This window comes from Leifsonia sp. RCC_180 (assembly GCF_058138205.1).
The window spans coordinates 236,426-250,029 of sequence record NZ_CP200340.1; the positions used below are offsets into that span (position 1 = coordinate 236,426).

At 69.8% G+C, this 13,604-nt stretch carries 10 protein-coding genes; 7 read left to right on the forward strand and 3 right to left on the reverse strand.

What is annotated here, in order from left to right; translation table 11 throughout:
- Window positions 1-6: 6 nt before the first annotated feature.
- Together nudC and AB7E03_RS01195 are read left to right on the forward strand one after the other, a co-directional pair.
- Window positions 7-1,026, forward strand: a complete 1,020-nt coding sequence (nudC, locus tag AB7E03_RS01190) for an NAD(+) diphosphatase (RefSeq protein WP_489938533.1) — start codon at window positions 7-9, stop codon at window positions 1,024-1,026.
- Complete coding sequence (locus AB7E03_RS01195) at window positions 1,023-2,825, forward strand: ATP-dependent helicase (protein ID WP_489938535.1); 1,803 nt, start codon at window positions 1,023-1,025, stop codon at window positions 2,823-2,825. Before nudC ends, AB7E03_RS01195 begins: the two co-directional genes overlap by 4 nt.
- Here the strand turns inward: AB7E03_RS01195 and AB7E03_RS01200 are convergent.
- Entirely contained in the window at window positions 2,734-3,588 is an 855-nt protein-coding gene (locus tag AB7E03_RS01200; RefSeq protein WP_489938537.1) for a hypothetical protein, read from the reverse strand. The genes AB7E03_RS01195 and AB7E03_RS01200 overlap by 92 nt on opposite strands.
- Before the next feature lie 92 nt (window positions 3,589-3,680).
- Entirely contained in the window at window positions 3,681-5,030 is a 1,350-nt protein-coding gene (locus AB7E03_RS01205) for a zinc-dependent metalloprotease (protein WP_441782713.1), read from the reverse strand.
- 205 nt (window positions 5,031-5,235) lie between these two features.
- Here AB7E03_RS01205 and AB7E03_RS01210 point away from each other — a divergent pair, with 205 nt between their 5' ends.
- The 4 genes from AB7E03_RS01210 to AB7E03_RS01225 all read left to right on the forward strand — a co-directional run bounded on the left by AB7E03_RS01210 (window position 5,236) and on the right by AB7E03_RS01225 (window position 11,271).
- Window positions 5,236-6,375, forward strand: a complete 1,140-nt coding sequence (locus tag AB7E03_RS01210; protein ID WP_489938539.1) for a YlbL family protein — start codon at window positions 5,236-5,238, stop codon at window positions 6,373-6,375.
- A gap of 99 nt (window positions 6,376-6,474) precedes the next feature.
- A complete protein-coding gene (locus AB7E03_RS01215; RefSeq protein WP_489938541.1) occupies window positions 6,475-9,414 on the forward strand; it encodes a UPF0182 family membrane protein in 2,940 nt (979 codons plus the stop codon).
- A 187-nt stretch (window positions 9,415-9,601) separates the two neighbouring features.
- Window positions 9,602-10,795: an ROK family transcriptional regulator gene (locus tag AB7E03_RS01220; protein WP_489938543.1), complete on the forward strand. Its 1,194-nt coding sequence runs from the start codon at window positions 9,602-9,604 to the stop codon at window positions 10,793-10,795.
- Window positions 10,795-11,271, forward strand: a complete 477-nt coding sequence (locus AB7E03_RS01225) for a hypothetical protein (protein WP_489938545.1) — start codon at window positions 10,795-10,797, stop codon at window positions 11,269-11,271. Before AB7E03_RS01220 ends, AB7E03_RS01225 begins: the two co-directional genes overlap by 1 nt.
- Window positions 11,272-11,289: 18 nt before the next feature.
- Here AB7E03_RS01225 and AB7E03_RS01230 read toward each other — a convergent pair whose 3' ends face one another.
- Window positions 11,290-12,429 (reverse strand): ROK family protein, encoded by a 1,140-nt coding sequence (locus AB7E03_RS01230; RefSeq protein ID WP_489938547.1) that lies wholly within the window; start codon window positions 12,427-12,429, stop codon window positions 11,290-11,292.
- A gap of 82 nt (window positions 12,430-12,511) precedes the next feature.
- On the opposite strand from AB7E03_RS01230, the gene AB7E03_RS01235 reads away from it, so the two are divergent.
- The gene (locus AB7E03_RS01235; RefSeq protein ID WP_489938549.1) at window positions 12,512-13,597 is read left to right on the forward strand and encodes a phospholipase C/P1 nuclease family protein; all 1,086 of its coding nucleotides are present in this window, start codon (window positions 12,512-12,514) and stop codon (window positions 13,595-13,597) included.
- The last annotated feature ends 7 nt before the right edge of the window (window positions 13,598-13,604 follow it).

Sequence of the window (13,604 nt, forward strand, 5' to 3'; positions counted from 1 at the left end):
ACCTCGATGTCGTCCGCCCCGACTCCCGCGCTGCCCCTCGCCGCTCTGCCGCTGTCGCGCCACGCGACCGACCGCGACCACGCTGCGCGGTCGCGTCCTGCCCTGTTCGACGAGTTGTGGCAGGAACCGACCACGCGCGTCCTCGCGCTCTGGAAGGGCCGTGCGCTCGTCACCGCGCAGAGCGTCGGGGCTGCGACGCCCGCGGCGGACGGCTGGTCGTCTCCGGATGCCGGACCGGCCGAGCTCGACCTGCTCCCGGTGGAGCGTGTGACCTCCGCGCTCATCCGCGTCTACCTCGGCCGGACGACCGTGGCGTCGGAGACCGAGCCCGCAGGGTCCGCGGTCGTCCTCCACGTGCTCACCGACGCAGCCGCACAAGAGCTGGAGCCGGACGAGGCCCGCTGGCCCAACCTCCGCACTGTCGCGACCGCGCTCAGCGACCGCGATGCGGGACTCTTCACCGAGGCGGTCGCCATGGCGAACTGGCACGCGTCGCACACGCACTGCCCGCGCTGCGGCTCTCCGACGGTGGTGGAGCAGGCGGGATGGGTACGCCGCTGCCTCGAGGACGGCTCGGAGATCTTCCCGCGCACCGACCCCGCCGTCATCGTCACCGTGCTGGACGACGACGACCGGCTGCTGCTCGGCTCCAACGCGATGTGGGAGAACTCGCGCTACTCGCTGCTCGCCGGGTTCGTCGAGCCGGGGGAGTCGTTCGAGTCCGCGGTGGAGCGCGAGATGTTCGAGGAGGCGGGCATCCGCGTCGTCGACGCACGCTACAAGGGTTCGCAGCCGTGGCCGTTCCCCGCCTCGGTCATGATCGGGATGACGGCTCGGCTCGCTCACGACCAGGCAGCGAGCGAGCTGGATCCGGACGGCGAGGAGATCCTCGACGTGCGCTGGTTCAGCCGCGACGAGCTGTGGGCGGCGCGCGAGCAGATCATCCTGCCCGGGCGCTCCTCGATCGCGCGCGCCCTCATCGAGGACTGGTACGGCGGCCCGCTCGATGAGCCGCCGGCGCCATGAGCACCGCCCTCTCCGGCCCTGACGCGCTGCTGGCGGGACTGGATGCGCAGCAGCGGGTGGCGGCGGAGGCCCTGTTCGGCCCGGTGTGCATCCTGGCCGGGGCCGGAACCGGCAAGACCCGGGCGATCACGCATCGGATCGCGTACGGCGTCGCCTCCGGCGCCTACGCTCCCAACCGTGTGATGGCGCTGACCTTCACCGCGCGCGCGGCCGCCGAACTCCGCGGCCGGCTGCGACAGCTGGGAGCCGGCGGTGTCTCGGCCCGGACCTTCCACTCGGCGGCGCTCGCGCAGCTCAACTACTTCTGGCCGCAGGTCGTCGGGGGTCAGCTCCCGTCGGTGCTCGACGGCAAGGGGCGTCTGCTCGGTCACGCCGCCGAGCGGCTCCGGGTGAAGGTGGACACCGCCACCCTGCGGGACATCGCGGCGGAGATCGAGTGGCGCAAGGTCTCCGGGCTGAGCATTGAGCAGTACACCGCGGCCGGGCGGCCCCGGCCGGGGTCGCTGAGCGACCAGCAGGTGGCCGACCTGCTGCAGACCTATGAGGACCTGAAGGACGAGCGCAAGCAGATCGACTTCGAGGATGTGCTGCTCGCGTGCGCAGGGATGATCGAGTCCGAACCCTCCGTCGCCCTGCAGGTGCGCGAGCAGTACCGCTTCTTCGTCGTGGACGAGTACCAGGACGTCTCGCCGCTGCAGGACCAGCTCCTCCGCCTGTGGCTGGGCACCCGCAACGACCTGTGCGTGGTGGGTGACGCCAGCCAGACGATCTACTCGTTCGCCGGTGCACGGAGCGACTACCTGCTCGGTTTCGAGCGGCGGCATCCCGGGGCCACCGTGCTGAGGCTGGAGCAGAACTACCGCTCCACGCCCGCCGTGATCGACACCGCCAACCGCTTGATGCGGGGGCGGTCGGGCGCGTTGACGCTCCGCCCGACGGAGGTCGCACAGCACGGCGAGGAGGCCGAGAAGGCCGTGCCGGCGCCGGCGGTGTTCGAGGACGACCGGGCCGAAGCGCGTGCGGTCGCTGAGCAGATCTCTGCGGAGCTCGCGGCCGGTGCCCGCCCCGAGCACATCGCGGTGCTGTACCGCGTCAACGTGCAGTCCGCCGCGCTGGAGCAGGCGCTCGGCGACCGGGGGATCAGCTACCAGATCCGCGGTTCCAAGCGGTTCTTCGACCTGCCCGAGGTCCGCCAGGCGGTCATGACCCTGCGCGCCTCCAGCCTGGCTGCTACCGAGGATCCGCTGTTCAAGTCCGTCAGCGACGTGCTGCGGTCGCTGGGCTGGTCCGTCCAGCCGCCCGAGGGCCGCGGCGCGGTCCGCGAGCGCTGGGAGTCGCTCAACGCGATCATGGGGCTCGTGGACGAGCAGCCGCCCGGGCAGACGCTGCGCGGGTTCACGGATGAGCTGCTCGCTCGTCAGGCGGGCCAGCACGAGCCGACGATGTCCGCCGTCACGCTGGCGACGCTCCACGCCGCGAAGGGCCTGGAGTGGCCGTCGGTGTACCTCGTCGGACTCAGCGAGGGCCTGGTGCCGATCAGCTACGCGACGACGTTCGAGCAGGTGGATGAGGAGCGCCGCCTCCTCTACGTCGGCATCACCCGCGCCCGTAGTCGCCTGCGCCTCAGCTGGGCCGGTCGTGGCAATCAACCGGGGCGTCCGTCCCTGCGGCAGCCGTCGCGCTTCCTCGCCGAGCTGCGGCCGGCGCTCACGAGGGAGACCGCGGACGGTGGCTCGCAGCAGGCCCAGCCGGAAAACCGAGGCACCCGCACTCGGGATGCGGCTCCCAGACGCGGCTGACCCAGTCCGCCTGCCCGTATTCCAGCCGCCAGCTCACTCCGACCGGTACGGCTTCGGTCCCGTCGCCCTGCCGTTCCAGAAGCATCGCGTGGACCGTCCAGGCCGCTCGGGCGGCCGCCGACGCGGCGACGATCGCACTCTCGCCTGGAGGCGGGAGGACATGCAACTGCGTCGCCAGCGCCGGCCACGCCGGGTCTGCGTCCGTGCGATGGAGGTCGAGGCAGCGCAGGCACGGCCCGGTGCCCGGGCGGACCAGTGGCCCCACCTCCACGCCACCATCGCCGAAGACGATCGGAAGGTGCGGGACGTCACGCCGCAGCCACCGGGCATGACGCTGCGGCTCGACGGCGTACGAGGCGACGATCACCGCTGCATCGGCTCGCGCGATCACCGGATCGGACCAGCGCAGCCCGCTCCGGACCTCCGCGCCCAGCTCGCCGAGCATCCGCTCGACTCCGGTCGCGGTCGCACCCGAGCCATCGAGCACGACGAGCGGAGACAGAGGCGGATCCGTCCGCGGTGGTGGCGCCAGCACGGTCTCGACCCGCGCGAGCAGGAGTGCCCCTGCTGACGGTGGCGCTCCTGACCGAGCGCCGATCACCCGCAGGCCCTCTCGCGTCACCCCGGCAGCCAGAGCCGTCAGCATCCGCTCGTCAGCAGCGCTCACGCCGTCCAGCACCAGCACGGGGCGTTCGACGCCGAACTGCAGGCTGTCGGGCGAGCGCCAGACGCGCTGGATGCGGGGGTCGAGAAGGAGGAGCACTCTCGCATCCTGCACGGCCCGCAGGCCCGTTCGGGCGTTGTCCACAGGCCGACCCCGTTGAGCCGGCCTGTGGATCAGATGATCACCCCTGGTCAGCCCTCGGTGGGCCGGTCGCGATCGTCGCGCAGCAGGTCCTCGATCGCCTGGTCGAGCGCATCCTGCTCCGGCTCCTGACCGGTGGCCGCAGCGGTGAGCCGGGCGACGAGGGCGGACGGGTCGTCAAGATCCGAGGACTGCGGGAGGAGGTCCGGGTGCGACCAGAGGTCGTCGCGCGCATCCATCCCCACGGCTTCCGTGACCGCCTGCCACATGGCGGCGGCGTCGCGCAGGCGCCGCGGACGCAGTTCCAGGCCGACCAGGGTCGAGAAGGCCGACTCGGCCGGACCGCCGGACGCGCGCCGGCGGCGCACCGTCTCGGCGATCGCGTCGGCGCGGGGGAGGAGGCGGGTGGCGTTCGCCGTCACCACGTCGACCCAGCCCTCGACGAGAGCCAGCACGGTTTCGAGCCGGGCCAGCGCCTCCTGCTGCTCCTCGGTCCGCGGCGGGATCAGCCGGCCGCTCACCATGGCTTCGCGCAGCTCGTCGGGGTTGGACGGGTCGAAGTTCTCGGCCAGCGACTCCAGCGCATCCGTGTCGATGGTGATGCCCTTGGCGAAAGCCGTGATCTGCGTGATGAGCTGCAGCCGCAGCCACTTGGCCTGACGGAACAGCCGGGCGTGCGCCAGCTCGCGGACCGCGAGGTACAGCTGGATCTGGTCGGCCGGGATGTCGAGGCCGTCCCCGAACTCCGCGATGTTCTGCGGGATGAGCGCAGCAGCGCCGTCGGGCAGCAGCGGGATGCCGATGTCGCCGCCCGAGACGACCTCCTTGGACAGCTGGCCGACCACCTGGCCGAGCTGCATCGCGAACAACGCGCCGCCGATGGAGCGCATGACCTGCCCCGCGTTCTGGAGCATCGCCTGCATCTCCTCGGGCGCCTGCTCCGCGAGGACGCGGGTGAGCGCGTCGGAGATGCTCAGGGCGACGGGCTCCGCCAGCTGGGTCCAGAGCGGCATCGTCTGGCGAGCCCACTCGGCCCGGCCGATGAGCTCGGGAGAGGCGCTCAGACCCGCGACACCGGTCGCCTGGTCGAGCCAGAGGGAGGCGACGTGGAACGCCTGGTCGAGCGTTGCGCGCTCCGCAGGCGTAACCGCGTGCGCGCCGTCGGAGGCGAGTTGGCGGGCCTGCTGCCCGGCGATATCCCAGTTGATGCCACCGCCAGGGTTCATCAGGGCGTTCTGCAGCTGACCGAGCAGCGCCTGGATGCTGGCGGGGTCGTTCGGCAGTCCCGCCGCGCCGGCGAGGCGGCTCGGGTCGATCGACGCGCCGTTTCCCGACAGGAACTGGTTCAGCATGTCGCGGAACTCGTCGTCGTCCCGCTCCTCGTTCTGGTCGTCGGCCATCGTCGCGTCCCTACTTCTCGAAGTGGGCCGGCCGTCCGGTGAAGCTGCCGTCGGGCTCGGCTCCAGGCTTGTGATCTACGCTAGCCGCTGGTGCCGGGGTGGCGGGTGAGAATTGGCCTATGCTCGCATCCGGGCCGTGCGCCCGTGGCGAACACGACCGGGAGCCATCCGCCGCCGACGGCACACAGATCGAGAGGACGGCCCTGTGACCCTGTACAGCGACGACGACCCGACGCTGCAGGAGCACGAGCGGGCGAGGATCGCGCCGCCCCGCCGGGTCGTCATCGGCTGGGTGGCCATCGGGGTCGCCATCGTGCTCGCGCTCGTCCTGGCGCTCGTGCCTGCGCCGTTCGTCATCGAGCAGCCGGGGCCGGTGTTCAACACGCTGGGCACCGACGAGCAGGTCGGAGCGAAGGCGAGCGGCGACGCCAAAGAGCTGATCAGCATCTCGGGCAAGAAGACGTATCCGACCTCCGGCTCGCTCGACCTCCTCACCGTCTCCGTGGTCGGCAACCCGGAGCAGCGCCCGTCGTGGCTGGAGATCGCCGGCGCCTGGTTCCAGCCGAGCAAGGCCGTGCTGCCCCTGGAGACGGTCTTCCCGCCCGGCACGACGACCGAGCAATCGAACGCCCAGAACGCGGCCCTCATGGTGGACAGCCAGCAGGATGCGATCGCCGCGGCGCTCAACCAGCTCGGCTACACCTTCCCTGAGAACGTCGCCGTGAAGCAGCTGATCAAGGACACCCCGGCGTCCTCCGTTCTCAAGGTGGGCGACGAGATCACCACGGTCAACGGCGAGGCGATCACCAGCATCGATGCGCTGCGCGAAGCGGTGAAGAAGAACGGGACGGGAAAGCCGGCGGAGCTCGGCATCGTCCGCGACGGCGCGGCCTCGACCGTCTCCATCACGCCGATCGAGTCGCAGGGGCAGGTCGTGCTCGGCATCGGCGCCGGGATGGACTACACCTTCCCGTTCGACGTGAAGATCCAGCTGAACAACGTGGGCGGTCCGAGTGCGGGCCAGATGTTCGCGCTCGGGATCATGGACAAGCTGACCCCCGACACCCTCACCGGCGGGAATCGCATCGCGGGGACGGGAACGATCGACAACGCGGGCGAGATCGGGCCCATCGGCGGTATCCGGCAGAAGATGTACGCCGCCCGCGACACCGGCGACGCCAGCTACTTCCTCGCGCCCGCGTCGAACTGCGACGAGGTAACTGGCCACATCCCCTCAGGACTCCATGTGTTCGCCGTGAAAACGCTGGCCGACTCTTTGAAAGTGCTGAAGGCGGTCCGTGACGGATCGAGCACTTCCGGGCTCCCCACCTGTCCTGCCCGCTGACCCAGCGGGCTGGGGACTTATCCACACCGCAGCTTTCTCCAAGCGTCCGCTGCCTAGGATGGTCCTCATCCCCGCCACGCGAGACCAAGAGGGCCATACGTGAGTTCAACAGCAGCAGCTCGACCCGCAGGCCGCCGACGCGCGGCCGTCTGGATCACCCTCGGGGTGATCGTCGCGGTGGTGATCCTGTTCTTCGTCTTCGCCGGACTGTACGCCGACATCCTCTGGTACGACCAGATCGGCTATCTCAACGTGCTGACCACGCAGTGGTTCGCGGGCATCGCGATGTTCTTCATCGGATTCCTCGGCATGGCGCTGCCGCTCTGGTTGTGCATCCAGCTGGCATACCGCCTGCGGCCCGTCTACGCCAAGCTGAACTCCCAGCTCGACCGGTACCAGCAGGTGATCGAGCCGCTGCGGCGCCTCGCGATGTACGGCATCCCGATCGTCTTCGGCATCTTCGCCGGGGTCTCGACCGCGAGCCGGTGGCAGACCGCGGCCATGTGGCTGAACGGCACCTCGTACGGCAAGACCGACCCGCTGTTCCACCTCGACATCGGCTTCTACCTGTTCGCGCTGCCGTTCTACCGCAGCGCGGTCGGGTACGCGTCCGCTGTCGTGCTGATCTCGCTGCTCGCCACGCTGGCGACGTGCTATCTGTACGGCTCCATCCGGGTGAGCGGCCGCGAGGTGCGCATCTCGCGCGCGGCGCGGGTGCAGATCTCGATCGTCGCCGCGCTCTACCTGCTGCTCCAGGGCATCAGCATCTGGCTCGACCGCTACGCGACCGTCACCGACTCCAACGTCAACGACATGATCAACGGCGCTTCGTACACCGACGTGAACGCGACCATCCCCGGCCGCGCCGTGCTCGCAGGCGCCGCTGTGTTCGTCGCGCTGCTGTTCGTCGCGACGGCGTTCGTCGGTCGCTGGCGTTTCCCGATGGTGGGCACGGCGCTCCTGATCGTGGCGGCGCTCGTCGTCGGTGCGATCGTGCCGTGGGTCGTCCAGCGATTCCAGGTCGACCCCAGCCAGAAGACGCTGGAGGCGCCCTTCGTGGAGAGGGGCATCGACTACACACGCGAGGCCTATCAGCTGAGCGACATCGAGACCATCCCGTACAACGCGAAGACGACTGCCGAGCAGGGCGCTCTGCGGCAGGACGCGCAGACCACGGCGCAGATCCGCATCCTCGACCCTGCCGTCGTCAGCCCCTCATTCCGCCAGTTGCAGCAGTTCCGGCAGTACTACGCGTTCCCCGAGAAGCTGAACGTCGACCGCTACGACCTCAACGGCACGTTGCAGGATGCGGTCGTCGCTGTACGCGAGCTGCAGCAGTCGGGCCTCGGCACCGCCCGCAACTGGTTCAACGACACCATCGTCTACACCCACGGCTACGGCCTCGTGGCGGCGTACGGCAACCAGCGTTCGAGCGACGGCCAGCCGGTGTTTATGGAGTCGGGCATCCCCACCCAGGGCACGCTGGGCACCTACCAGCCGCGCATCTACTTCGGGGAGCAGTCGCCGACCTACTCGATCGTCGGCGCACCCAAAGGCAATAAGGCGGTCGAGCTCGACTACCCCGCCGGAGACGACGGCGCCCAGCAGACGTACACGACGTTCAGCGGCAACGGTGGTCCGAAGCTCGACAACATCTTCAAGCGCCTGGTCTACGCGCTGAAGTTCCAGGACGAGCAGATCGTCCTCTCGGACGCGGTCAATAACAACTCGCAGATCCTTTACGACCGCGACCCGATCAAGCGCGTGCAGAAGGTTGCTCCGTACCTGACGCTCGACTCGCAGGCCTACCCCGCGGTCGTCGACGGCCGGGTCAAGTGGATCATCGACGGCTACACGACGAGCGACCAGTTCCCGTACTCGCACGTCGGCAGCCTCAGTGAGGCGACCGCCGACAAGGACACACCGAAGCCGGCCTACGCGTTCGACGACATCAACTACATCCGCAACTCTGTCAAGGCGACCGTGGATGCCTACGACGGCTCGGTCACGCTCTACGCGTGGGACACCACGGATCCGGTGCTGAAGACCTGGCAGAAGGTGTTCCCCTCGACCGTGAAGCCGGTCAGCGACATGAGTGCGCAGCTGATGAGCCACGTGCGCTACCCGTCCGACCTGTTCAAGGTGCAGCGGTCGGTGCTCGGCCAGTACCACGTGACCGACCCTGGGTCGTTCTACTCGCGTGAGGACGCGTGGACCACGCCGAACGACCCGACTTCGCCGTCGAGCAACCCGGCGCTGCAGCCGCCGTACTACCTGACGATGAAGGTGCCCGGGCAGGACGCCCCCGCGTTCTCCCTGTACTCAACCTTCATCCCGCAGGGCACGAGCGAGTCCAGCAGGTCGGTCCTCAAGGGATACCTCTCGGTGGATGCCGATGCCGGAAACGAGAAGGGCAAGATATCGTCCGGCTACGGCAAGATGCGCCTCCTGCAATTGCCATCGGGGGATAGCATCCCCGGCCCCGGCCAGATGCAGAACCAGTTCGACTCCGACCCAGCCGTCTCGCAGCAGCTGAACCTGCTGCGTCAGGGCAAGTCCGAGGTGATCAACGGAAACCTGCTGACATTGCCCGTCGGCGGCGGACTGCTGTACGTGCAGCCGGTCTACGTCCGATCCTCGGGTGAGACCAGCTACCCGCTGCTGCAGAAGGTCCTCGTGGCGTTCGGCGACAAGATCGAGTTCGAGGACACCCTCGACCAAGCTCTGGATGCGCTGTTCGGTGGTGACTCCGGCGCCGCGGCGGGCGATAACAACGTCCCCGCCACTGGTGGCGGTACGGGAGGCCAGACCGGCGGAGGCACGGGTGGCGAGCAGACCGGCGGAGGGTCGACCGGTGGCGGTTCCTCCGCGGGCAATGCCGCGCTGCAGCAGGCGCTGCAGCGAGCCAACCAGGCGCTCTCGGACAGCCAGGCCGCGTTGAAGTCGGGAGACTGGAACGCCTACGGCGAGGCTCAGGAGCGCCTTCAGCAGGCGATCTCGGACGCTGTCGCGGCGGAGGGGCAGCCGGCCGCGAAGTAGTCGGGTCACATCCGTGAACGATGGCCCGCCCGGTTCTCCGGGCGGGCCATCGCAATGCTCGGGCACCGTACGAAGTCGCGCCGCCCCACGCCCCGTGCGGCGGTTCAGCGGCGCCGATTCCTACATCCGTAGATGAATGTGCGGAAAACTCTTGCTCAGACTTTGATTGTCAGCTTTACTAACAAACATGTCGATCGACGTGGGCAAGCGCATCACCGCCTCTGAGCGCGGCGCGCCCGCGGACCACGGGCTGGTCCCCGGACGGGCTCTCCGCCCCCGCACCAAGGTGCTTCCCGAGCATGCCCGCGGGCACAACCGCTCCCTGGTGCTGCAGTCGCTGTACCGCTCGGGCCGCGTGAGCCGCGCCGACCTGGCCCGCACCACCGGCCTCACCCGGGTGACCATCTCGGACCTGGTGGGGGAGCTGATCGCCGAGGGACTGGTCGTAGAGCTCGGTCAGCGCGACGACGCCCGCCCGGGCAAGCCGGCGGTGCTGCTGGATGTCGATCGTTCCGCGACTCAGATCATCGGCGTCGATCTGAGCGAGCACGCAGTCTTCCGCGGCGCGGTCCTCGACATGGACGGCCGGATCCTGCAGACCGCAGAAGTCGAGCTGGCCGGAAGCCGTGGGTCCGAAGCGACCGCGAAAGCGTTGGCGCTGGTCGATCGCCTGGTCGAGCTGACGACGGCGCCGGTGCTCGGAATCGGGATCGGCTCACCGGGCATCGTCGAGGCTGAGGGGGTCGTCGCCGCAGCCCCCAACCTCGGCTGGGTCGACGAACCGCTGCAACGGCTCATCGCCGACCGGACCGGCCTCCCCGCCTTCGTCGCCAACGATGCGAACGTGGCTGTCCTCGCCGAGCACGGCTTCGCGGACGCCCAGGGCGACATGATGCTCGTCAAGGTCGGGCACGGCGTCGGCTCGGGCCTGCTGGTGGCCGGCGCACTCGTGTTCGGCAGTCGCTTCGCCGCCGGCGAGATCGGCCAGGTGATGGTCGGGACCGACGCCGGTCCCGAAGCCCCCTACGACCGCGAGCGGTGCCTGGAGGCCTGGCTGGCGGTGCCCCGGCTGGCAGCCCGCGTGGAGGCTGCCGAGGCGTCCGGGGAACCGGTCGAGCCGGTGCTCCGCGAGGCGGGCCAGCGACTCGGTGTCGCGCTTGCGCCCATTGTCGGTGCGCTCAACCTGTCGGAGGTCGTCCTGGCGGGCCCGGAGGACCTGATCGACGGCGTGCTGCTGGACGCTCTGCGCCAGACGCTACGGAACCGCACGATGGCGGGTTTCCACTCGGGCGTCACCGTCCGGATGACCGGTCTGGGCCGCGACATCGTGCTGCGCGGCTGCGTCGTCATGGTGCTGTCCGCGCAACTGGGGGTGTCCTGATGACGTTGCTGGCTGAGGCGGTCCCGCTGCAGGAAGATGCGGCGAGCGGGTTCCGGTTCGCTCCGAGCATGCGGGACGGACTGGCGCGCTTCCGGGGCCGCTGCACGGTGGTCCGGCTGGCCAGCGTGGACAACGATGCTCTCGGCGTCCCGCGCTGGTACACGCTGCAGGAGGCCTGGGCGGCACCGGGGAGCGTTACGGCCTCCCGCTGGTCACGCAACCCGGTCGTCGACGTCGGGCCTACGGACGACCCCGAGCTGGTCCTGGCCACCGCGACCCCGGTGGTCGTCGTGGGCGCGGACATCGCCGCCACGCGCTGGGCGCGCCAGGTGGTGGATGCGGTGCGCGCCACCTGCCTGTCGGTCCTGGTCGTCGACATGGGTTCGCGCCCCGAGCCCTCCTATGCCGACGTCGCGACGTATGGGTGCGACCGCCAGCACGGCGCCGCCCTCCTCGCGTTGCTGACCGGCGGCTGACCTCCTGTATTCAGGAGATCACAGCGTCCATGTCACGCCGAGCGTCGACTTCAACGCGTGCTGCGCCGCGCCCCGGTAGGGATGCTCGTGTGCGGCACGCGCGTACCGGAACCCGAGCGGCATCGCCGCCTTCACGGGATGCCGTGCTGCCTCTGCGCGCAGGTGCCCGATGAACTCGGGCCCGAGCCGCGGTGCCGCCCCGCCCAGGACGATATTGGGCACATCGAGCGCCGCCCCGACGAGCAGCAGCGCGCGGGCGAGCACCCGGGCGCCCTCGGCGATCCTCTGTCGCGACTCCTGCGTGGCCGCGAGGGCGGCGAGGTCGAGCGCCTCCAGATCCGTGCCGTGGGGCAGCCCGAGCAGGCTCGTCACCGACACGATCTCCTCGAGGCAGCCCCGGTTACCGCACGCGCACAGCGGAGCCTCCGGCCCGAACAGCACGGGCACGTGGCCGATCTCTCCGGCCCGGTGCGCAGCTCCGCCGACGACCGCGCCGTCGATGATGACGGCCGCGCCCACGCCGGTGCTGAGCGAGACGAAGAGCTGATTGGCACCGAAATCGTCGGTGACCGTGGAGTCGGCGATTGCCTCGGCGTCGGCGTCATTGATCAGGTGGATGGGCGCATCCACGATCCCGCTCAGCTCACGGGCGAGGTCTATATCCGTCCATCCCAGCTGCACCGACTCGCGGATGAGGTTCCCGTCGGCGATGCCGGGCACCTGGACGCCGACGGCGACGATCCGGGCGGAGGTGGCCGCCACCAGCTTGCGCACGACCGAGCGCACATCCTCGATCGAGCCGGGCGTCGCCGGCCGCTGCGTCGCGGTGGCCACCTCGTCCCCGAGGAGATCGACGACAGCGCCGCGCACCAGCCCGGGCTGGACGACCAGGGCGAGCACCACGTGGTTCTCGGCGGCGATGCGCAGCGTGGTGGCGCGTTTGCCTCCGGTGCTCTCGGCGAGCTGGCCTTCGATCACCAGGCCGTCGGCGATGAGCCCGGCGAGGAGGGAGGAGACGGTGGCGCTGGTGAGACCCGTTCGCCGAGCGATGCCCGCGCGGGTCGCCGTGCCGTTGCCGGACAGCACGAGCTGAAGAGCGGTCGTCAGGTTCCGCTCGCGGACGGCGGACTGCGTCGCCTTTCCGTGCTCCTCTGTCACGTTCCCGACCCTACCGTTCACCCGGCCGCGCTACCGTGACCCCTGACGCGTCGTCGTGGGGATGCGGGAGCAGGGGAGCGCGATGGAGATTCCACCGACCAATCACGGTGGCCCGCCGAGGCCCCAGCCGTCGTGGGGAAAGACCGGCCACTACACGATCGCATCGGTCGCCTGCGAACAGGTGAAGCCGGCGAACCTGAACGCGCTGATGACGGCGAACCGCGACCGGGTCAGCGTCGGCCCGCAGATCCAGACCACCACGAGGGCGAAGGACAAGGGATTCGTCCCGCTCGCCGACGTGCCGGACCTGGTCTGGAAGAACCTTCCGAGTGCGGTGAAGGGCGGCCGCGACACGGCGTTCCGCACCGGCCCCGAGCATCCGAACCACTATGCGGACATCGATCAACCGCTCGACGGCGTCACCCTGCGCCAGCGCTGCGTCGCGGATCCGGCGAACGTCTCCGTGCCGGTTTGGCAGGACTACTACACACGCCTCGGCCACACCGCGCCGGACGACAGGGGACTTCTGCCGTTCCGGGTCTGGCAGTTCTTCGACGAGCTGGTGGCCGCCATCGCGGCGAAGGACCCGGTCCGCTTCGTCGCTGCGGCCGGCCTCGTCGCGCACTACGTCGGCGACGCGTGCCAGCCCCTGCACGGCTCCTTCATGGCGGACGGTCTGGCGGATGGGACCGGCAAGGGCGTCCATTCGGCCTACGAGACGACGATGATCGACCGGCACCAGGACGAGATCGACAGCGGGATCGCCGATGCTCTGACGACCACCGCACCGCCCGCAGCCGTCGAATCGGGAGCAGGCGCGGCGGCGGCCGTCGTGCAGCTCATGGACCGGTCCGCGAACGCGGTCGACCCACTGACCCTGGTGACGGAGTACGCGAAGGTGGCGAAGAAACCGGACGACGACTCCGTAGCAGTGACGGATGCGCTCTGGAACCGTTTCGGCACTGAAACGATCGGGCTCCTGGCCGACGGCGCCCTCACCTTGGCGATGATCTGGCAGAGCGCCTGGACCGCAGCCGGTGGCGACACCGCGTTCGCGGCTACGGACCTCGCCGCCATCGAAAGAACCGCCCTGCAGCGCCTCTACGAGAACCCGGGATACGTTCCCTCGCTCATCCTCGACAGCATCGGCCCGTCACTGAGCCGATAAGAGCTGG